Genomic DNA, 22,572 nt, shown 5'->3' with positions numbered 1-22,572 from the left:
AGGCTCGGCTTAACAAATGATCTATTTAGACTATAACGCTACAACACCTGTAGATAAGGAAGTAGCAGAGGTTATGATTCCTTATCTTTATGGTCATTTTGGCAATCCTTCAAGCAGTCATTCTTTGGGACAAGAAGCTAAAGTCGGAATCGAGCGAGCAAGAACACAGGTGGCTAATTTCCTGAATTGTACGCCGGGTGAGGTGCTTTTTACAAGCGGGGGCAGCGAGTCGAATAATACAGTCATCAAGGGCGTCGCCCAAACGTATCGACATAAAGGCAATCACATTATTGTGTCTGCTGTGGAGCATCCTGCGGTAATTAAACCGTGTCAGTATCTGGAGCAGTTGGGCTACACGATTACTTATATACCTGTTGACGCGTATGGAATGGTGCAGGTAGATGATGTGAAAAATCAGCTTACAGACCAAACTATACTAGTCTCCATTATGCACTCTAACAACGAAACGGGCACGATTCAGCCGATCAAAGAAATAGCTGAGGTCTGCCATGAACGGGGTGTCCTTGTACATACCGATGCTTCGCAGTCCGCTGGAAAAGTAGAGCTTGATGTGGCTGAGTTAGGGGTGGATTTTCTAACGCTGGCAGGCCATAAATTATATGCGCCAAAAGGGATTGGAGCATTGTACATCCGAGAGGGCATTCACATCGAGCCATTAATTCACGGAGCGGGTCATGAGCAGGGGAGACGTGCCGGAACGGAAAACACCCCTTATATTATTGGATTAGGAAAAGCCTGTGAGCTTGCTTCGGACTCTCCATCCAGAGAGCGTGTGAAAGAAGTAGCGGATTATTTCTACGATAGATTGCAGAAGGCATTTGGCGACAGAATTCACCTGAATGGTCATAGGCATAAGCGATTGCCCAACACGCTTAACGTTAGTTTTCTTGGAGCGGTGGGTCACGAAGTGATTGCTTCGCTGGAAGATGTGGCTGCCTCAACAGGCTCAGCTTGTCATTCTGGAGAAACATTGATGTCACCTGTTCTAAAGGCAATGAATGTCTCAGCAAGTATTGGGCAGGGAGCGGTTCGTTTTAGTGTGGGACGGTATACGACTAAAGCGGAGATCGATGAGGTTATCGATAAGCTGAAAGAGTATTTGTTGTGAGTAGACTGCCCCATTTTTGCTCAATAGCGTCTTTCCGGTCCGAAAATTCCCCTTTGAGGCGATAAATGAACCAATAGCGGCATTTGAGTCGGAAGATCAAGAAATTTTAATCGAATATTATAACAAAAGCATCTGTCACTCCTATAGTAGGGAGGGAAGATGCTTTTGTTTGTGTTAGTGATTATACGATGGTAAAGCCTGCACTTGCATAACCAGTGACTGTATTTACAAGGTTTAAACCTGTAGCAGTAGCTGAAAATACCATAAGAAGGCGAGTCTGTGGTGTTACAGTAAAATTGATGCCATTTGTAATTCCGCTGACAAAAGTTCCTAGATTAATTGTGCCTGTGATAGTTGGCAGAGGGACTAAGGCCCCAGGAACAGGTGTGAATGTATTATTTGGTAAAGTAGATTGGAATAATTGTGCCGTCACATTTACGGAAGTACCAAGAAGTGATAAAGCTACAGTATTACTGAAGTATGCAGCAATAGATGTTATCACTCCTGAACGAGGAACGGACATTGCAAAGTTGATAAGAGGTCCAAGAACAGTACCTGTCAAATCTATGTTTCCACCAACAAGAGAAATGCCTGTGGCTGAACTTCCGAAGCCTATAAGGCTTGTTGTTCCCACCAAACCACCTAAAATCGTGGTCATAATAATTGGTCCACCAGATGCCAGTGGAATGATTGCGCCATCACCGGTAGCCCCAGTAACTCCTGTAACTCCGGTAACCCCCGTAGCTCCAGCAAGCCCGGCAGTACCCGTAGCCCCCGTAGCTCCAGCAAGCCCGGCAGTACCCGTAGCCCCCGTAGCTCCAGCAAGCCCGGCAGTACCCGTAGCCCCCGTCGGACCAGCAAGCCCGGCAGTACCCGTAGCCCCCGTCGGACCAGCAAGCCCGGCAGTACCCGTAGCCCCCGTCGGACCAGCAAGCCCGGCAGTACCCGTCGCACCAGTCGGCCCCGCAAGCCCGGCAGTACCCGTAGCCCCTGTTGGTCCAGCAAGCCCGGCAGTACCCGTAGCCCCTGTCGGCCCCGCAAGCCCGGCGGTGCCTGTAGCACCCGTCGGCCCCGCAAGCCCGGCAGTACCCGTCGCACCAGTCGGCCCCGCAAGCCCGGCGATGCCTGTAGCCCCTGTCGGACCAGCAAGCCCGGCGATGCCTGTAACCCCTGTCGGACCAGCAAGCCCAGCAGTACCCGTAGCCCCTGTCGGTCCAGTTGCCCCTGCTCCAGGTCCTGTCGGTCCCTGTATTCCTTGCGCGCCTTGAGGACCCTGAGGTCCTTGGAGTCCTTGGAGTCCTTGAAGTCCTTGAAGCCCTTGAAGCCCTTGAGGACCTTGAGGCCCCTGAGGTCCTGGTGCTCCTTGAGGTCCTTGCGCTCCAGTCGCGCCTGTCGCTCCACCAGCAATTAGTAAATAATCTGACGAACTACCTGGTGTTCCTTTGGGTCCGGCAACAGTAGCTATATAAGTGCTGCCATTAAAGGTTACTACTTGACCCGCTGGATACAATGGGCTTTGTGCCGGATTAAAGACTACAATACCTTGCAGCCCTGCACCAGTGGCTCCTTGAGGTCCTTGAGGCCCTTGAGGTCCTTGAGGCCCTTGAGTTCCTTGAGTTCCTTGGGGTCCCTGAGGACCTTGTGGCCCCGTCGCACCCTTAATAGGTAAGCCGAGCGCTTGTGAAATAGAAGCTTGAATATGTCTGATTTGAATTACCAACTGATCTTTGCAATGAGAGTCAATCTTCGTGGCGAGGATAAAAGATAATAACTCGGCTAACAGCTGTTGAAGATTAGTACCCACGCTCACGACGGAGAAGGGACTGACCTCAGTAGATACAATAGTTATTTCTACTACAGAAAGAAGCTCCGTTCTAAAAGGGCTGCATATCCTAGCCTCATGCAAGAATTCCATGAGCTCTCTTAACACTCTTTGAAGATTGGAAATATGAAGTGTAGTGGGATTCGTAAGTGCGGGAGGTACCACTGTAGCAAGCTCTGTGACTATTTTTAATAGTGCAGCACACTCTCTTTTTCTGACAGGACTGCTTATTCTTCCTTGTTTGTTTAGGATAGCGTCACCTTTGAATGGTCTATGATAATGATCTGACATCCTTCTGTATCTCCTCCTTGAGCTTCTCCTTTTCATACCTTTAAAAATTGGGAACCTGCCCAATCAGCATATTCAGAGAAGCTGAAGTTGTTACAGTAATCGCTCTGGAAGTCGATACACATGAACCTACATTAAAAAGGCAAGCCACCGCTAATACAGTAGCCTGCCTTTTTTTGATAGAGTAGTTTAGTAGTGTTATTGATCTGTACTCCGTTCGCATTCTCACTCAGCCTTCAGTTTTATGAACGAGTATTAGAACGCCTGTATTCCATCGGCGTGATGCTGAAGTTGCGTTTGAACATCCGATGGAGATAAGAACTGCTCGTGAAACCGGTCATTTCAGCAATATCCGATACGGACAGATCGCTCTCTTTCAAGAGGCGACATACTTCCTGCATTCGTACATCCATGATGACATCCACAATAGCTGTCATTGTTTGCTGCTTATAAAGACGGCTGACATATATAGGTGACAGGTTAAGCTCATCAGCAATCTGGTTCAGGCTCAGGCTGGGGTCCATAAAAGATTGATTGATTTTTTGGTTAATTTGACGGATCAGATCACTTTGCTTAGAGCTACGTTTATCGACCTGTAATTCCTGAATATCATCGAAGAGTTGGTAAAAAGCTTCTTCAAGCTCCTTCATCGTCTCGTAATTCTCAAGTGAAGGTATCTTGAGGATATCTTCCATAGATGTAGAGCTGAGCTTTTTGATATTATCGATGATTCTCTTAATTGTTAGCGTCACCCTGGATAGCGTTAGTTCTAGTACATGGTAGGGGTATTGGTCCAATTCGCGCACGATGTCAGAGAAATGGCTACGAGCTTCGTCTGTTCTACTACTGGTGAGGGCATCGACCAGCTTTTTCTCGTTATCCGCAGGGTAAGAGTATAGGTTATTCTGCAATTCGTTAATCTTCTCCGCGTTGATTAGGCAACCATGCCCATAAAAAAGTCTATGTTTAGAAGCTTCTTTGGCCTGGTTATATAGGCGGTTCAATCGATCTGGATTATCACTAACGGGACTGTACACTAGCGATAATCCTATTTTCAGATAATCGCAGCAAGCCACACGGATTTGCCTTAGCAACACTTCGATTAATTCCGAATCGAGATGTTCAGTGGACGTCATACTGCTAAGCAGCATAACAACACTATCATCGTTCATATCTACGCTTTCCACTTGATAAGTCTGACCGCAAATTTCCGAAGCGATATTCATGATCGCGAACTTGTATGCTAGTAGATAAGCACCTCGCTCTTGTCGCAGGGTATTGTATTCATCAATACGCAGCAATACAAGCCGATAACCTTCGTTTAAGTTGAAAGCAATACTTAGTTGCTCGAAATCACTAGGCCGACTGCTGTGGGGGGCTTTTATACCGAGCACAAGATTACGTAAAGAATTCTGTCTAATCGTAAACATACTGTTGCGCTTGTCAGCTTCAAGGCTATTCATTCGGCTTACAATGGAATCAATAGGAAGGTAGAGGCGTTTGGATAGCATTCTAGAAATTATAAGTCCGAATATTAAAATAATCAAAGAAATCAGTAGTGTTGTATTACGGATTTGCTTAGTCTGTTCTGTGATTACATCATAAGGAGTGATGCGAACATACTGCCAACCAAGAGAATCTGGTGAAGTATAGGACACTAATGATTTCTGGCCTTTAAAAGGAGCTGTGAAATAACCTGCGGAGCGGGTTTTAACTTTATTCTCTATCCAACTGCTTTCATCCCCCGAGAGCTTCTCCAATGTCAGCTTGTTCCCCGATAGAAACCGATCTTGGTCATCAAGAAGATAAGTATTACCACTACCGGCGGTATTGCTGTTAGCCAACTCCTTGTTTATCCAAGCTGCTGATATATTAACAATAACTGCAGAATTGATGGCACGGTCCCAGTTGATCGCATCATAGCAGAGATAAGTATAGACAGCGATAGCTTCTGATTTGGGTTCGCCGATGGAATAGGTGCGTGGGATCGGAGTGAATGTTTTGTAATCCTGATAATGATTCAACATCTGTATGATTTCAGTGTCCTCTAACTCTCCTGTGGAGTACACACCATTCTGCCCTTGCGCCGCTGAGATATATATAGTGTCATTATTCGGATTATAAACATAGATGGATTCAATGTATGGCATGGAGTTCAGATAGTTTCCGAGATCCGACATTGCAGCCGTAACCTCGTAAATGGAAGGTTTGTTGTAGAACAACAGATGGGAAATAGTGGAGGTCCTGTATAGCTGAAATGAAAGCGTTTGAGCTACTTCAGCCATGTTGACTACTTTTTTGCCAGTCTGAGTTAGATCTTTTAGATCGGAACGGAAGGTCTGAGTCTTTTCGACGCCGATGTAGTATGTATAGTACACGATTGTAGAGAGCAGAAGAGTTAACGAAATACATAGTGTAATCGTTGTTAGCAGCTTGCCATACAGCAGTCTTTTTCTCCGTATATCATTATTCTTCATAATAGCCCTCCCCCGAAATATATGCGGCTTATTGGATAAGGCTCTGGATGAACTCTAGATATGAAGTCCTCTTATTATAATTGCCCTAGAGTGAACAGAACAGTGGAGTAACACTAGAATGTTGTATTTTACCAATATATAGCTGTGAAGAAAATAAATATTTGTGCACATATCATCATTATTTTCGGGATATTCGAGTGCACTCCCCTATGTACACTGGCATTAACACGATTCATCGCTGCTTCATAAACATCCTTATTGTTCATTAGCGGTTTCTCCAGTTTGTGCAGGAAATCTATGAAGCTTCACTTCTGTGTTCAAAAGAACCACCCTATAGTGGAATTATGCAGTTTCTACATTAAAGGGAGTGAGAGACCTTGAGCCAAACCTCATCCAAAGGAATCTCAACCGTCGAACTTGGCATCCAGGCCGATGGAAGAGCACGCTTACGGACGACAAGAAAGAAGAAGGGATTTATTTATGAACTGATACACAATCGGATGATGTTTCTGATGCTGCTGCCCACCTTGATCTTTTTCTTAGTAAATTCTTATTTTCCAATGGTAGGTATCTATTATGCGTTCACTCAATTTGACTTCAACAGCAGTATGTTTAATTCCAAGTTCGTCGGCTTGCAGAATTTCGAGTTTCTCTGGAGATCCGGCACACTGGTGAAGCTGACGATGAACACGATAGGTTACAACATCGCTTTTATTGTACTTGGGAATGTGCTGGCGATTGCTTGTGCGATTCTCTTAAGTGAACTGAATGGGAAATGGTTTAAAAAGATTAGCCAATCGATAATGTTTCTACCATATTTCGTATCCTTCGTCATTCTAAGTGTTATTGTCTACAACCTGTTCAATTATGACAGCGGTTTCTTAAATACAATGCTTACACAATTTGGGCTTGATCCGGTGGACGTTTACAGCAAACCCTGGGCTTGGATTTTTCTAATTATTATCTTCTATCTATGGAAGAATCTCGGTTATAGCATGGTTATCTATCTAGCAGCGATTACAGGGATCAGTGATGAATATTATGAAGCGGCTAAGATCGATGGCGCTAATATTTTTCAGCGGATTTGGTATATTACAGTGCCAATGCTGAAATCAACCTTTGTGGTGCTGCTGCTCTTTGCGCTCGGAAGTATTATGAAAGGGCAGTTTGATCTGTTCTATCAATTAATAGGAAACAACGGGCTTCTCTATAATACGACGGATATTCTCGATACCTACGTCTATCGCTCGCTTAAAGTAACGTTTGATGTGGGCATGGCTACTGCTGCCGGGGTCTATCAGTCCTTGTTCGGTTTTGTCCTCATCATGACGGTTAACTATATTATTCGCAAAATAAATGATGACTACGCCCTGTTCTAGGAGGACAAGAAATGAAAATTCAAAAGGATAAATATACACGGATGCTTCATGCAATCGCCTATGTGGTCATCATTGGACTGTCGGTTGCTTGCCTGCTGCCCTTTCTGCTAATTATATCCGCATCATTAACCAGCAATGAATCTATTATCCGGGATGGCTATCATCTGATTCCGGGGCAGTTCTCTCTTGAAGGCTACAAGACGGTGTTCATTTTCCCGGATGAAGTACTGCGTGCTTACACGGTCACCATCGTCACCACTGTAGTGGGAACGACATTAGGACTCTTCTTCATGACGATGGCTGGTTATGTGCTGGCCCGCAAGGATTTCAAATACCGCAATACCTTTTCCTTCTATATATACTTTACGACCTTGTTTGGTGGAGGACTTGTTCCTTGGTACATCATGATTACTAAATACCTCGGTCTGCTGGATTCCTATGCTGTATTGGTGCTACCAGGCCTGATGACACCGTTCTTAATTATTTTAATGAAGAATTTCGTTAAATCAGCAGTCCCTGAGGAGCTATTTGATTCTGGGAAAATCGATGGGGCCGGTGATTTCAGAATCTACTGGCAGATCGTCCTCAAGCTCTCCATGCCAGGGATTGCTACAGTCGGATTGTTCCTTGCATTGTATTACTGGAATGACTGGTTCACATCTTCACTGTTCATTAATGATACCCATAAATATCAACTGCAGTTCTATCTGTACAATGTTATCAATTCAGCGCAGTTCATTGCACAGATGGGCGCTGGAACTGGGGTGTCTCTGGCTACAGAAGTCCCTGCTGAGTCTACCAAAATGGCCATGGCGATTGTTGTGACTGGACCAATTCTATTTCTGTATCCATTCGTTCAGCGTTACTTCGTCAAAGGGTTGACCATCGGAGCTGTAAAAGGTTAGAACCGTAACCTTACCCCTACCCGGGTTTAGGTAAAGTCGGCTAACATAGAAGCATAGTGAAAAGGGAGGATTCAGATGAATAAGCTACGGGGCAAAAGCATGTCTATTCTGCTCACGTCAGTACTGAGCTTGGCTCTACTGGCAGGCTGTGGGGGGAATTCTAGTTCCACGAACGGGGAAAATGCAGCGGTAAAAGAGAGTAATAGCGGCGGGAATACGGCTCAGAGCACCAATGCTGAGACTGAGGAGAAGTCGGGGCTGGATACATCGAAGAAGGTCGAGCTGCAGTTTTATATGCTGGGCGATGCTCCGAAAGATCTTTCAAGTATTGAATCGCAAATTAACAAGATGGCTGAAGAAGATCTGAATGCAACCGTTAAATTCAACTATACAACTTGGACAGACTGGGATCAGAAGTACAAATTGCTACTATCTTCTGGACAATCGATTGATTTGATTTTTACTGCGGATTGGACACAGTATCAAGCTTATGCTAAAAAAGGAGCTTTTTTGGCTATAGATGATTTGCTGCCGACGGCTGCTCCAGCGCTCCAGCAATTTGTACCGCAGGATATGTGGGATGCAGTTAAGATTGATGGCAAGATTTACACTGTACCCGCGACCTATAAGGAATATGTAACTAACGGTTTCGTATGGCGTGAGGATCTGCGTAAGAAATACAATCTGCCTGAGCCAACAGATCTGGCCAGCTATGAGGCTTATATGGAAGGGATCAAGAAGAATGAACCGAAGATGTCGCCGGCATCCTTTAACAGTGATGTGAGGGGCAATCTGCATGATGTCTACACTACACTTACCGCGATGGTCGGAAGTCCGCTGCCTTATGGTATCGGAATCAAGTACAGCGATCCTTCGAAGGCTTATCTTTACTGGGGCTCGGAGGAACATAAAGAAGAACTGCTGACCATGAGACGTTGGCAGGAAAAAGGCCTAATCTCCAAAAATGTATTGAACGTGAAGGACACTCTTCAGGCTCCGGTTATTGCGGGTAAAGCGGCATCCATCTTCGGTGATAACCCGACTCGCTTTAACGATACGCTGATGAAAGTTAAAGCAGCTCATCCAGATTGGGAGTTGGGTTACTATCCTTATGGTCAAACGATCGGTTACGCAACACCGGTGCATCCTATTCATAATGGATTTGCTATTCCGAAGGGCAGCAAGAACCCGGAACGTGCATTGGCCTTTTATGAGAAGATGGTTCTGGATAAACGTTATAACCAGCTGACACAATACGGTGTTGAGGGAAAAAATTATAAGGTTGATGCAAACGGCTATTATGAGCTTATTGGAGATGCTTCTACGAACGGCTTCACTCGTGAAGGGATGAACGGCTGGGCATGGCGGAACCCGGAATTTATGTTATTCGACAAATCCTATGATGGCGTCAAAGAGATTTTCGCTGAGCTTGATAAGATTCAGAAGCCGGATATCTTCACAGGATTTGCTGAAGATTACACCTCTTATCAGGCTGAAAAAGCGGCGCTGGAACAGGTAGAAAAGCAATACCTGTATCCGCTGCAAGCCGGATTGGTAGAGGATGTTGATGCGGGTCTAGTTACCTTCATGGAGAAGGCTAAGCAAGCCGGACTTGAGAAAATTCAGGCGGAATATATCAAGCAATGGAATGCTTACGTACAGGAGAAGGGGTTGTAATAAAGAAGAGCAAGGGATGTTCCTTAAGCCAAAAAGGCGGGGGAACATCCCTTTTTTTGTATTTTAGGAGACTACGAGAAGCGCTGGCGGAATTCCCGCGGAGTGGTTCCCTCAATGCGGACGAAGCTGGAGCTGAAGTAAGGCGCTTGATTGAAGCCGACCTCCTCGGCGATCCGGGCAATCGTGTAACTGGTCTGCATCAGCAATAGCTTACTCTGCTGAATTCGGTAGTGCAGCAGGTAATCCATAGGTGCACAGCCGTATTCCTTTTTCATGCAACGAGCGATATATACAGGATGAAAGTTCAGGTTCTCCCCTAGCTGCTGTGCTGTAATGCGCTCACGGAAATGACTGCGCAAATAGGAGGCAGCTTGCTCTGCACATATTTTGGAGGGAGAGGGACGCTCATGACGCAGAGAGGCAGATAATTGCTGGAGAACCTCTTGAAATAGCAGCTGCTGCTGAAATGGAGTATCGCTCAAATGGGAATTAGGCGCTAGTTGATTCAGCTGCGAGAGCAGTTCCTCCATCTTGGACGGTTGCAGCAGAGAGGTATATTGGGGCAGCTGTAAGGTAAAAGTGCGTATATTAAATTCGTCTGAATGAAGAGGATGCTCCACTCTGTTGTGTTCTGTCTCTGGTGCTGTAGCCATAGCCTCGGAGATATTCCAATCGCCCACTGTCTGAAAATGCAGCCAATAATAAGAGGTATGTTCCTTGCAGCTGTCCGTACTGAAATGATGGCTATCTGGACGAAGAAGCAGTGCCTGACCTGCACGTACCTGAAAGGTGAGACCTCCTTCATTCATATATAGGCAGCCCTGCTTGACTACAAGCAAATCAAATACCTTGATATTGTGGCGGCTCATGTGGTAATGCCCTGGTGAGAAGGTATGCAATCCACTTACGATATAATAGGGCATTGGCGGGACGGTAAAATTAATAATGTTCATGGAGAGATCTCCTTTTATGAGGTTGAAATAATGAAATTATTGGTTTGAAATCTGTACCATCACCAAAAGTATATCATCTATAATTTAGTCTGACCTAAAGAAAAAATATGCTGTTTCTTAGGTCCAGTATGCATGTTTGGTTTAAGGGGAGGTTTATTTAGTGAAAAAAGAAAGACAGGGCTTTGGACTATGGGTATTGGCTTGGCCTATATTTATAGAGGTGTTTCTACAGACCCTGCTAGGTACGGTGGATACGCTCATGGTCAGCCGTATTTCAGACGATGCAGTCGCCGTAGTCGGCATTTCCAATCAATTGTTCGGTGCGTTGACCACACTTTTTACCACCTTTGCGGGCGGAGCGGGGATCCTGATCGCGCAAAGAATGGGTTCAAAACGTTTCAGCGAAGCGCGTACGATTGCAATTATGGGCGTATCGGTTAGTCTCATTCTTGGTATCGTCGTGAGTATCATCCTGTTCTTCTATGCGGGTCCAATAGCGGGGATTCTAAATATATCGCCTGAGCTATTATCACTGTCCAATATCTATATCTCGTATGTCGGTGGCGGTCTGTTTTTGGTGGGGATGATTGCTTCCCTTGGAACAGCGATTCGTAATACAGGGAACACCAGAGGACCAATGTACACAGGGGTCATCATAAATGTCATTCACATTATTCTGAACTATACCTTTATATTCGGGATGTTCGGTCTGCCACAGCTAGGGCTTGCGGGAATCGCAATCTCAAGTATTATCAGTAGACTGGTCGGTGTGATCATGCTGTATACCATGTTTAGAGGTTCCTTCGAGATTAAGATTAGACTTAGGGATTTCCGTATATTCAACGGCAAGCTATTCAAGGAAATTATAAGGATTGCTTGGCCTCTAGGGATTAATTCTTCCTGCTGGGTGTTCTCTCAGTTGATTGTCTATTCCTTTCTAGCCGCACTGGGCGCAGAAGCGTTAGCCGCACGGACTTATCTCAATACCTTAGAGTCCTTTTGCTTCACGTTAGGGTATGCAATCGCGCTGGCTGGACAGATACAGATCGCGCATTTGTTCGGGGCAGGGAAGCTGAAAGAAGCTTATCGTAGTGCATATCGCACGCTGTATATCGGCTTGGCTATTGTATCAGCGAACATGTTACTGCTATTTCTTTTCGGCAGGAATCTGCTAGGTTATTTTACTTCCGACCCGCGGATTATTGCGATTGGGATTTCCCTACTGGCCCTAAATCTCCTACTGCAACCTTGCAAAATGTTGAATATGGGCATGGGTAATGCGCTGAACGCCATCGGCGATACCCGTTATACGATGTATACTTCCATCGTGTCTATGTCCATTATTGGAGTGGGATGTTCTTACTGGTTTGGAATCAGCTTAGGCTGGGGGCTCACAGGGATCTACTGCTGTATGATTGCTGATGAATTTGTGCGGGGGATGCTTGTTCTAATGCGCTGGAGAGGGAGGAAAGTTATCCGTCAGGCGGATATCGGTTTGAGTGAAGGGAATGCCTCACTACATGGAGCCGGGAAAAGAAGTACTTCGTTAACTATATGAGCGGGACTCTATAAGCCGTACCATGGTGGGCAATGGAGTGTAATGATGTCTTTTTGCACCAATAGTGTCTCTGGGGTCCGATAGTTGCCCAAAAGAGCCGTTTTTTCGAAAATAGCAACTCTGGAGTCCAATAGAAAGTTTGAGAACTGCAAGTAACATCGAGCGACAACAAACATCAAGCATTCCAAGCACCACTGAGCACCCTAAGTGCGCCAAGCACTAATCCCCATCTGCTGCGCAATCGCCCACCGAGCTGTGGGTGTTTGGGGATGTTTTCGGAGAGAGGCTACCCATTAGTAAATAATTACTTAAGGGTTAGCCTCTTTTTTGTGCGAGTATAAAATTTAAGTTTGATGGTTCTGAAATTTGATTATTCATTCATATAGAATTTGATTCTATGATATAAATGAGTTAGCCTTTAGAGCATGGGTACCTGTTTTATGAATACATACTACTGAAGGGTTTGAGGAAAATGCCGTTAAAATGGAGAGGCTTGACGATCCTAACACTGCTCTTAATGATGATACTAATATCGGGATGTTCTAATGGTACCGTTCACGTCACGGTGAATAAGAATCAAAGCGTAGATTTAGCAATGAATGTGAAATTGGATTCCCGAACAGAAGCATTGATCAGCGATAAAATGGAGAAGAGTCTGACAGATAAATTGAAGGAGGAAGGGATTCAGCTAGAAAAACGACAAGAAGGTAAGTCTACAGTCTATGAAATCCAGAAAAATTACGCTTCATTTGAGGATATAGGTTCAACCTCTATGGGGCTGGATATTGTGGATCTACAGCTCGTTACTAAAAAGAATTTGTTATATACCACGTATGATGTTGAGGCACAGCCTCAATTTAATAGCTATGTGGATACTATTATGGATAACATGGGGACATTGAGTTTATCAAAGCCGATTATTCGGGCGGTGTTGAAAAACTTTGCATTTGATTTTAAACTAACGTTGCCAATAGATCTAATTGGTGATAATAATGCAGCTGTTGATGAAGGCAGAACACTTACCTGGAATGTTACGCTGGGGGATACGGAGCCGATCAAAATGCAGCTTTATGTGCCAAATGTATGGAACATAGTGATCGTGTTAATCATCCTAGTGGTGGTGATCATTGCTGCGATTCTATTTTTCGTCAGAAAAAGAAAACACCGTAAAGTAAATCGTGCTTAAATGGTTCGAGATATGTATTGATAGTGCCGGGAAGCCATGCTGCTTTACCGGCTTTCTTTACTTTATAGCAGGTGTAGAGTTATAATTAGTACCAAGTACTAATATCAGATACTAAATGAAGAGGTGATTGGAATGACAGGTGCAAAAATTACAGCTATCGGAACTTATGTCCCGGAAAAAAGACTGACGAATGCCGATCTTGAGCAGATGGTGGATACTGATAATGAGTGGATTGTGGGGCGGACTGGAATTCGTGAACGCAGAATTAGTCGGCAGGATGAATACACAAGCGATTTATGTGTATCGGCAGTACAGGATCTAATGAAACGTTATGGAAAAAACGTTGAGGATGTGGATATGGTCCTTGTAGCTACTAGTACACCTGATTTTTCCTTTCCCTCAGTAGCTTCTTTGATTCAAGACCGCTTAAATATTCCGCAGACTGCAGGAGCTATAGATTTGAGCGCAGCCTGTGCGGGTTTTGTATATGCACTTCATACAGCTCATAGCTATGTTGCTTCAGGGATGCACCGTAAGGTTCTAGTGATTGGTGCGGATACGATCTCCAAGATTACAGATTATACTGATCGCAGTACATGTATCCTTTTTGGTGATGGGGCCGGTGCAGTGCTTGTGGAGAGTGATAAGCAATCGACGGGATTTCTAGGCTTTCAGCTAGCTAGTGATGGCAGCGGCGCGCATCATGTGTATCGCACGGGTCTAGCCCATACGGTGAATAATATTGAACTGGTAGATACACAGATGCTCGTACAGAACGGACGCGAGGTATTTCGTTGGGCGGTCAGAACCGTTCCTCTCGGTGTACAGCAGCTGCTTGAAAAAGCAGAAGTGGGTCTGGAGCAAATCGATTGGTTTATTCCACACAGCGCAAATATGAGAATGATTGAGCCGATTTGCGAGCGTATGAACTATCCGATGGAGCAAGTGCTGCATAGTCTTGTGAATTTTGGCAATACTTCTGCCGCAACAATTCCCTTAGCTCTTGATTTGGGCATTCGTGAAGGCAAAGTAAAGAACGGGCACAAGATTCTGATGTATGGCTTTGGTGCGGGGCTGACGCAGGCCGGTCAACTGGTAGAGCTGAACTTGGATGAGCAAGTAGGGGAGCCAACTTTATTGTGAGTTGTTCAGGTAAACATAAATAATAAAACTTTGTTAAAGCAACGACCGTTTCTCGGTATTTTTTCGAGGAACGGTCGTTTTTGTTTCATTACTAAAAGTATTTTTGGGCATATATTATGCATGTATTAGGCCACTGTTGTGATCATATTCGGCTAATGATATGCAGATGTTATTCGTTTATTAGGCATCTTTTGGTATTGAGTTAGGCGTTTTGACCCATATCACAGCCTTTGGATGCATCTTTTGAAGTTTACAGATATTTAATGCTAGGCAAATAATCCATACCTACAATAAACACAGCAGACCCCAGTCTACCAAAAAAAATAATATGGGATGTACTTTGAATAGGATGAAGAAAGGAGGAGTTATCGAATATATCCGAGATAAGGGTAGTTAGCTCTTTTGTCGATGGAGAGTTCTCATGGGATTCAAAACTATAAAATAATGCTTGGGAGAGATGATTTTGTTCAGAAAAGGTAGGAAATTTGTTGCATTATTACTGGCACTCACAGTGATTTGTTCCACTATGCCGAATATCACCCCTGTGTTTGCAGCTGAAGAATCTGAGATTCTATCTGTAGATCAACCAACGACTTCTGTACCCACCGGCCGATATGAAGAAGCACAGACGATCCACCTCACAACTGCAACGCAGAATGCTGACATTTACTATACACTCGACGGCACACTTCCGGATGTTCATAGTTTAAAATATAACGCGCCGATCTCGATTTCCAAAACAACGAATTTGTCTGCCATTACGATCAAAGATGGTGTAGCTAGTAAAGGAGTAACCTTCTCTTATATCATCAAGACCAAAGAAAAGCCATTACTCCAGTTTGTAGCGATGTCAGACGTACATGTGGGCTCGCATGCTTCAGCAGATGCACGTTATACCCAATTCTTTGATACGATAGGGTCGATTTTTCCGAACCCGGATGCGATACTCGTCGTTGGCGATATGATTAATGATAATGGGAACGACAAGCCTAATGACCATGTGATGGTTCGGGAAATTTTTGAGCAAAATTTAGCTAGAAAGCAGTGGAATAACACCCAGATCCGAATGGCTATAGGTAACCACGATTCCACCGTTGCTAAAGTCAACCAACATTATCCCACGGACTGGTTCACAAGCCAGCCGAATGGCTATTATGAATCTGAAATCGGTGGCTATCATTTCTTATTTTTAAACGGGAACAACTACAACTCAGATACAGGTCAGCGTAATTGGCTAAAGGGTAGACTTGCAGAGCTCACAGCTGATCTGAAGAATCAGAATACCCCCATCTTCGTGAATGTGCACCAACCTATATCGAATACGGTAATGGATGGGCAACAGGCATCGAATCCTAATCTTTATACGGATCTCAAAGACTATCCTCAAGTGATTACCTTCTCCGGACATTCCCATCTGAATATTAGTGATGATCGCTCCATTTACCAGAAGGATTTCACTTCAGTTAACCTTGGCTCCATGTCTTACATTGAATCCGATCGCGGTTACTCCCAAGTGACTAAGAAGGGACTTGAAGGACGTTTTGAATTTCCTGTCAGTCAGGCCGACTTCGTTGAGGTATATGCGGATCGGGTTGAGGTGGATCGGATTGCGTTTAACGCAGATCATGGAGATATCTACACAGACGGTAAATGGACGGCTGAGCCGCAGCCTCCATTCAACAGTGCGGGTACAGTTGCTGGAGACAAGTGGGTCATTCAGCTAAAAGGCTCAACGAATGAAGCGATTAAGAGCAATTTCAAGTACACTACGGCTAACCGTAATAAGGTTGCTCCTATATTCAATAGTGAACTCGACATAACGAATCAGGATACGGTACCTTTACTTTCCTTTAAGCAAGCGAAAGATGATCAATCTATGCATCATTATGAAATCAATGTTATCGATAAAAGGTCTGGAGTTAGCAGCAAATCTGTGAATGTATTCTCTGACTATTACTTTTCCCCGGTTCCGAATGCAATGAATATTCCACTCGAAGGACTTGCACCTCAAACTTCATACATTGTTCAAGTGACAGCTGTTGATGCCTACGGGAATCGCTCTGCAACGCTAGAGCAATCGTTCACAGCCGGCAATGAAGCACCTGAACTGACGCCAATTGATCCATCGACCATGTGGAAGGACCTAGTGGTCGATATGAGATTGGATGGTAACCTATCCGATGAAGCTAAAGATGTGACAGGGCTTGCAAGTCTAGCAGGCAATGTAACGTATGTCGATGGTAAATCCAATAAAGCTGCGCTCATTGCAGCGGGTAATAGTAATTATATTGATTTGGGCAAGCGTGATGATTTGAAATTCGGAGCAGGAAGCTTCACCGTGTCTTTCTGGCACAAAGGCAATCTTTCCGGGGATCAGACTATCCTTTCCAATAAGAACTGGAATAGTGGCGGTAATCTAGGTTGGTATATTGGACCTGCCTCCACCAATGGTATGACCTTAAATATTAGTGATGGAACGAAAAGAGCGGATATTACAGCATCAAGTGTAGGAACGGAGTGGCATCTCTTTACCATTACAGCGGACAGAACAAACAACTTAGCAAAAGTTTATGTAGATGGGACGGAGAAGGCATCGGGGAGTATTGCCTCGCTTGGTACTCAAAGTGTAGATACAACCTTTAACACGCTGATTGGTGTGGATGGCAACAAAGGAAATGGCGGAGCAACGATTACCATAGATGATCTGAGAATCTGGAAGAGATCGCTCACTGCCACGGAAAACAAAGCTTTGTCGGATTCCTATAAGGGTGTTCAGCTCTTTAACTTTGAACAGCTCACCACATTAATTCATGATGCTGCTTCCTTCCAAATGAACAGCGATAAAGTCAGTGGTGTATCTTACCCGAAAGAACAGCTAGACGAGCTTGCGAAGCAAATTCAGAAAGCCAGACAACTGACGGCAAGTAATAGCCCAACCGAAATTGACCTTGCTTATGTCGAGCTTCAGTGGGTCTATAAAAAAATACAACAGGCAGCAATATATTCCTTTATTCCTAAGAACGCATTCACTATCAACTCCTTTAGTTCTTATGCGGACAATGAAAATGCCAATGCTGCGAACATCCTAGATAACGATACCGCTACGATTTGGCATTCCAAATGGCAGGAGCCTGCAGCCTCATTTCCACATTGGGTGATTATCGACATGAAGGGTAGTAAGAACTTAACTGGTATTGGGCGCACTAGCCGCTTAAGTCAGACGGCTCTGGAATTTCCAAAGGATTTTGAACTCTACGCCTCGGATCAATTATCGGATTTGACCGATCCGGCGTACCTGAGCAATCCGGCGAATAAAGCGATCGGCACATTCCAGAAAACCTGGAAAGGCACGAGCTATCAAGACTTCAATATTTTGGATAAAGCGATACAAGGTAGATATGTGAAATTTGTTGTCACGAGCACCTATAACCCAACCGCTTTATTCACCAGTATGAGTGAAATCGATTTTACTGGTAGCTCAGTGCTCTCTGCGGATACACTTCTACAGATGTCCTTCGAGAATAATTTGGAGGATCAATCTGTAAATGCTATACCGGCAACACCGGTTAAAGATCCACAGTTCGTGAAAGGTCGCGTCGGACAAGCCTTGAGTATCGATTCCAAGAGCTCAGCGCTGCAATATGTTGATCTTGGCAAGCCAACAAGTCTGCAATTCGGCAAGGACAAGAACTTCTCGTTCGCATTTTGGGTTAAATCGCCTTCTGTCTCAGGAGACCCTGCGATTCTATCCAACAAAAATTGGGATTCCGGTGCAAATGTAGGTTATGCCTTAGCGCTGAAAGGAAGTGCACTCCAATGGAACTTTAATACATCCGGCGAATCGCGTGCAGATGCCCAAATTCCAAATGTTGTAGATGGCACCTGGCATCATATCGCCATATCGCATGATCGTGCTTCAGGGCGAGTTGATTTTTATAAAGATGGTGTTCCTGTAAATGTGACCAAAGTTAATGGCACGAACTATCAGGGTATAGCAAGCACCATGACCATTGCAGGTCGAACGGGTACGCTGGATACAGGATTGTCAACCATGATCGGAAATGATGGTACAGGCAATTACAGCAATGCGCTGCAAGTACAGCTTGATGAGCTTCATATGTATGGAAGAACATTAACCGCGCAGGAAGTTTCTAATATGTATAACAGTGCTCCACCGCTTGCTTCCATTGAGGATTTTTCAGGTTCATTAAATCTGATTGGAGCTAAGCACACGGTTCAAGGTACGCAATTCCGATATAATCTAGATTTGCGTACACCTGATATGACGACTAAAGTGGACAAAGCTGTCGTTGAGATAGCCTATGATCCAGAACAGTTCGAATTTGTCAGCGCATCTCGCGCAACGAAGACAGACGCTTCGATCCCTGGTATCGTTAGACTAGAACTGCCAGGAGGTAATGTCTATAACATCGAGAATCCGCTGGAGTATGCAAAGTCCAGAATCTCGGAGCTCAAATTCAATACGCTTGGTGCTTCCGGCCAAGGCATCATTGAAGTTAAGCATGCGGATTTCTATACTGGATCAACAAAACTAACGATTAAGGCATTTGAATCGGCGCCTGCCGTTATTCAGATCCATGCTAAAGCTTCCGAAGATCTTAATGCAGATGGTTATGTTACGATAGGTGACCTTGCACTTGCGAAAGGCATTTCGGATGAAGAGCTGGCAGATATGGCAACCCAAGCCCAATACCAGCCCTATAAACGTGTAGTTGTCATCGGGATTGATGGTGGGGGTGTAGCGGTCTCCAAGGATGCGCCTTATTGGGAGACGCCTAGCTCCAAGAAAGAAAAGGTAGGCGATCGCCTGCAAATTCCAGCCATTCGGAACATTATCGAGCATGGAGCTATTAGCTATACGGCTAAAACTACTTTACCTTCCAGCTCATCTCCAAACTGGGGTTCGATGATTAATGGTGTTGGTTATGAAAAGCATGGTCTATATAATGACGATACCGCAGCCTACACATACAGTGAATCATGGGACTACCCAACGGTATTCAAAAAAATTAGGGAGGCATTGCCTGCTACTAAACAAACGGTATTCTCCACCTGGAGCAACATCGTTCAGGGGCATATTGAACTTTCTGTTGGTGTCGAAGGTTATTCCCTAGGAGATGAAGCTGATGTAGCGGCGTTCACGCAATACGCTGCTAGCGGCAAAGCGAAAGATACCTCGTTAATTTTCTTCCAATTGGATGATATGGATGGGGCGGGCCATGGTGATGGATTCTATACGAAGTCGTATTATGAGCAAATAAAGAAGACGGATAAGAACATCCAGACCATCTATGATGCTTTAAAGAACAATCATTTGTTGGAAGACACGCTCATCCTCATGCTGCCTGACCATGGTGGGGGTAAAGAGAATGCAGACGGAACTTTGGGCATGGCAACAAGTCATGGGCAAGATGAGCCCCTTGCCACCAGAATCTTCTTCGCGGCGAATGGTAGAACAGTAGCCACCGAAGACGGGAAGGAAAAATTATTGCAAGGTGGGAATACAAGAGACTTGGCTGCAACAGTTCTAACTGCACTTGGCCTGAACCCATCCATTGGAGATTCTCATGTCATTGACGGTATGTTCATACCTCAAACCGAACAGAAACAATCGGGTGCTGCGGACTTGCGATTCACAAAATTAGTTGATGCTGCTACACAAAAGGTTAACGGTTATGAAGTATCAATCAACAATGCGACTTCAGATGTGACAGCCATCGATTTGAATGTAGACTCCAGCAGTCTCATCTTCTCATCGATTGAACCGGCTCAACCTGGCGTTAAGATTATGCGCAAAGAGATGGTTAATGGAATGACAAGAATCATTCTAACCTCAACGAATGGCATTCAAGCAGATGCTCCGATTCTTAAGCTACGAGTATCACCACAAGAAAAGGCTACTGTTGTACAAATTACGCAAGCGATGATTGCAGATGCGAAAGGGCATGAAACGATGCCGAATTTGACCACTGCAACTAAAGAAGTACAGATCTCTCAGGCAACACTAGTAGATCTTCAGGTAAACTGTCAATCGTTGATCGGCTTCACACCGGATCAAATGAACTATGCGATTCGTGTACCGAATAATGTTTCGGTCGCAGAGGTCACTTATAAGGTAGCAGATCCTTTACTAAGCGTTCATGTCATAGGTGGTAAATCTCTGCAAGTAGGCGAGAATCTGGTGGAAGTGCATGTACAAGCTCCAGACGGCAGCTCGAATGTGTATACCATTATCGTCATCCGTGAGTCAGAATCCTTACCTAACCAAATTCTGCTGTCCGATCTACGAATGAATGGGGAAACTCTACCAGCTTTTGCACCTAGTACGTTGAACTATAACGTAACGGTTCCCTATAGTACGTCGGTAACGGATATTACTTATACGGCATACGATCCGACTAGCGTAGTTAAGATTACGGGTAGTGGAGCCCTTGAGGTTGGTAGGAACGTCGTGAAGGTTACCGTGACAGCTCAAGACGGATTACAAAATATTTATACGATCATCATTACGCGTCAGCCTGAAGCGGAGTCTTCAAGCAATGCAGATCTGGTAGATCTTCGCGTTAATGGAACTACGATTCGTGGATTTGCCTCTGGGCAATACAACTACGAACTGACTGTACCTTACTCAACAACCGTTACGCGAGTAACCTATAGAGCAGCGGATGCTATGGCTACTGTATCGATAACAGGCAGTGGAGATTTACATGTCGGCACTAATATGATCACCGTAACTGTGACAGCTCAAGATGGAACCAAACAGATTTACACTATTGCTGTTATGCGCGAAAATGATACCTCGACAACACCACCAACGGGTGGGGGGAACCCAGGATCAAGCGTTACGCCGCCAGTGGTGGTGAAGCCGGAGCTGCCTGCAGGGGCGGTTGTTATCCCAGATGAACTCTTAACGAAGAGTGCTGAAGGAAACATCATCTTGCAGCTTCAAGCGGATAAGAATCAAGTTATGATTCCGATCGATCAACTCGAGCAGATCGGCAATAGGGATCTAGAGATTCAAGTGAATGGGGTTCGTGCCATTGTATCCTCCAAAGTATTGAACGAGCTTCGTAAGCTTCTGCCATCAACTGCGAAGACAGCAACAATACTTTTGAAGATGGAAGCCATTCAATCGAATCACCTTACAATAACTCCACCGTATTCACGGGTTAGTGACATCATGGACTTCTCATTACTCATGTCAGATGAGTCTGGTAATAAATATTCACTGAAGCAATTCCCTGTACACGTGAAGATAACACTACCGATTCTAAATGGAACCAATCCAGCTCTAGCGGGTATTTATCGTATTGAGGAAAATGGCAGCTTTACCTATCTAGGGGGGACGATGAATCCATCCAAAACCAGTCTTACCGTAGATTTAAATCATTTTAGCCAATACGTTGTTCTTTCGTTCCAAAGCAGCTATCGAGATGTACCTGAAAGTCACTGGGCATACAAGACTATTCAGGAACTATCTGCTAAACAAATTGTGAAGGGACAATCTGACTCTATGTTTAACCCATCGGGTTCCATCACAAGAGCAGAATATGCAGCTCTCCTCAGCAGAGCGCTTTCCTTAACTGCGAATCGTCCAACTTCATTCCAAGATGTAGTCGCTGGATCGTGGTACGAAGAGGCGGTCAATGCAACCTTTGAAGCAGGTATTATTCAAGGCGTATCCGAGGATCGTTTTAACCCGAATCAACAGATTACCCGCGAGGAAATGGCAGCTATGCTGGTAAGAGCCTATGCATATCGTACGGGTGTTAAGCCGGAAGCAAGCTCATTCCATGCGACTAATGACAGCTCTAAAGTTAGTTCTTGGGCAGTAACCTATGTACAAGGTGCGCTAGAAGCTAAGCTTCTGACGGGTCATCAGGATGGTAACTTCCTTCCGCAATCGATGACAACCCGTGCCGAGGCAGCTCAAAGTATTTCAAATCTACTTGCGAAATTCTAAAATGAAATTGTAAGTTCCCTACATGAAAAATCCCCTCAATTTAGACAATGCTTAGACATCTTATCGAGGTC

The 22,572-nt window shown here is 44.7% G+C and carries 11 protein-coding genes; 8 read left to right on the top strand and 3 right to left on the bottom strand.

The window, feature by feature from the left end; translation table 11 throughout:
• Positions 1-16: 16 nt before the first annotated feature.
• Positions 17-1,129, top strand: a complete 1,113-nt coding sequence (locus tag NSS87_RS26315; RefSeq protein ID WP_339243450.1) for a cysteine desulfurase family protein — start codon at positions 17-19, stop codon at positions 1,127-1,129.
• 181 nt (positions 1,130-1,310) lie between these two features.
• Here the strand turns inward: NSS87_RS26315 and NSS87_RS26310 are convergent, their stop codons facing one another.
• On the bottom strand, positions 1,311-3,242 hold the full coding sequence (locus NSS87_RS26310) for an exosporium glycoprotein BclB-related protein (protein WP_339243449.1): 1,932 nt from the start codon (positions 3,240-3,242) through the stop codon (positions 1,311-1,313).
• A 239-nt stretch (positions 3,243-3,481) separates the two neighbouring features.
• Positions 3,482-5,716 carry an AraC family transcriptional regulator gene (locus tag NSS87_RS26305; protein WP_339243448.1) on the bottom strand — a complete coding sequence of 745 codons (2,235 nt, stop codon included), beginning with the start codon at positions 5,714-5,716 and terminating at the stop codon, positions 3,482-3,484.
• A gap of 500 nt (positions 5,717-6,216) precedes the next feature.
• On the opposite strand from NSS87_RS26305, the gene NSS87_RS26300 reads away from it, so the two are divergent.
• From NSS87_RS26300 to NSS87_RS26290, 3 genes are all read left to right on the top strand, one after another.
• Positions 6,217-7,095: an ABC transporter permease subunit gene (locus NSS87_RS26300; RefSeq protein ID WP_143759548.1), complete on the top strand. Its 879-nt coding sequence runs from the start codon at positions 6,217-6,219 to the stop codon at positions 7,093-7,095.
• Positions 7,096-7,106: 11 nt separating this feature from the next.
• Positions 7,107-8,000, top strand: coding sequence for a carbohydrate ABC transporter permease (locus NSS87_RS26295; RefSeq protein ID WP_042191692.1), 894 nt, complete (start codon positions 7,107-7,109; stop codon positions 7,998-8,000).
• 69 nt (positions 8,001-8,069) lie between these two features.
• On the top strand, positions 8,070-9,677 hold the full coding sequence (locus NSS87_RS26290) for an extracellular solute-binding protein (protein WP_339248672.1): 1,608 nt from the start codon (positions 8,070-8,072) through the stop codon (positions 9,675-9,677).
• 71 nt (positions 9,678-9,748) lie between these two features.
• On the opposite strand, the gene NSS87_RS26285 is transcribed toward NSS87_RS26290, so the two are convergent.
• On the bottom strand, positions 9,749-10,630 hold the full coding sequence (locus NSS87_RS26285) for an AraC family transcriptional regulator (RefSeq protein WP_042191687.1): 882 nt from the start codon (positions 10,628-10,630) through the stop codon (positions 9,749-9,751).
• Between the two features lie 160 nt (positions 10,631-10,790).
• On the opposite strand from NSS87_RS26285, the gene NSS87_RS26280 reads away from it, so the two are divergent.
• The 4 genes from NSS87_RS26280 to NSS87_RS26265 all read left to right on the top strand — a co-directional run bounded on the left by NSS87_RS26280 (position 10,791) and on the right by NSS87_RS26265 (position 22,501).
• Positions 10,791-12,188: an MATE family efflux transporter gene (locus tag NSS87_RS26280; protein WP_042191684.1), complete on the top strand. Its 1,398-nt coding sequence runs from the start codon at positions 10,791-10,793 to the stop codon at positions 12,186-12,188.
• Between the two features lie 472 nt (positions 12,189-12,660).
• On the top strand, positions 12,661-13,374 hold the full coding sequence (locus NSS87_RS26275; protein WP_052404417.1) for a DUF3153 domain-containing protein: 714 nt from the start codon (positions 12,661-12,663) through the stop codon (positions 13,372-13,374).
• 132 nt (positions 13,375-13,506) lie between these two features.
• A complete protein-coding gene (locus NSS87_RS26270) occupies positions 13,507-14,517 on the top strand; it encodes a ketoacyl-ACP synthase III (protein ID WP_042191683.1) in 1,011 nt (336 codons plus the stop codon).
• A gap of 463 nt (positions 14,518-14,980) precedes the next feature.
• Complete coding sequence (locus tag NSS87_RS26265) at positions 14,981-22,501, top strand: S-layer homology domain-containing protein (RefSeq protein WP_339243447.1); 7,521 nt, start codon at positions 14,981-14,983, stop codon at positions 22,499-22,501.
• Positions 22,502-22,572: the final 71 nt, after the last annotated feature.

The sequence above is a fragment of the Paenibacillus sp. FSL F4-0243 genome (assembly GCF_037963295.1).
Taxonomy (GTDB): domain Bacteria; phylum Bacillota; class Bacilli; order Paenibacillales; family Paenibacillaceae; genus Paenibacillus_AQ.
The sequence above is the reverse complement of the archived record's forward strand: the minus strand, read 5'-3'. Positions and strand labels throughout refer to the sequence as shown.

Bases quoted from the DNA above. Each gene is read 5' to 3' on its own strand.
- NSS87_RS26305 (WP_339243448.1), bottom strand. From the start codon at position 5,716: ATGAAGAATAATGATATACGGAGAAAAAGACTGCTGTATGGCAAGCTG.
- NSS87_RS26270 (WP_042191683.1), top strand. From the start codon at position 13,507: ATGACAGGTGCAAAAATTACAGCTATCGGAACTTATGTCCCGGAAAAA.
- NSS87_RS26315 (WP_339243450.1), top strand. From the start codon at position 17: ATGATCTATTTAGACTATAACGCTACAACACCTGTAGATAAGGAAGTA.
- NSS87_RS26310 (WP_339243449.1), bottom strand. From the start codon at position 3,242: ATGTCAGATCATTATCATAGACCATTCAAAGGTGACGCTATCCTAAAC.
- NSS87_RS26275 (WP_052404417.1), top strand. From the start codon at position 12,661: ATGCCGTTAAAATGGAGAGGCTTGACGATCCTAACACTGCTCTTAATG.
- NSS87_RS26285 (WP_042191687.1), bottom strand. From the start codon at position 10,630: ATGAACATTATTAATTTTACCGTCCCGCCAATGCCCTATTATATCGTA.
- NSS87_RS26300 (WP_143759548.1), top strand. From the start codon at position 6,217: ATGATGTTTCTGATGCTGCTGCCCACCTTGATCTTTTTCTTAGTAAAT.
- NSS87_RS26295 (WP_042191692.1), top strand. From the start codon at position 7,107: ATGAAAATTCAAAAGGATAAATATACACGGATGCTTCATGCAATCGCC.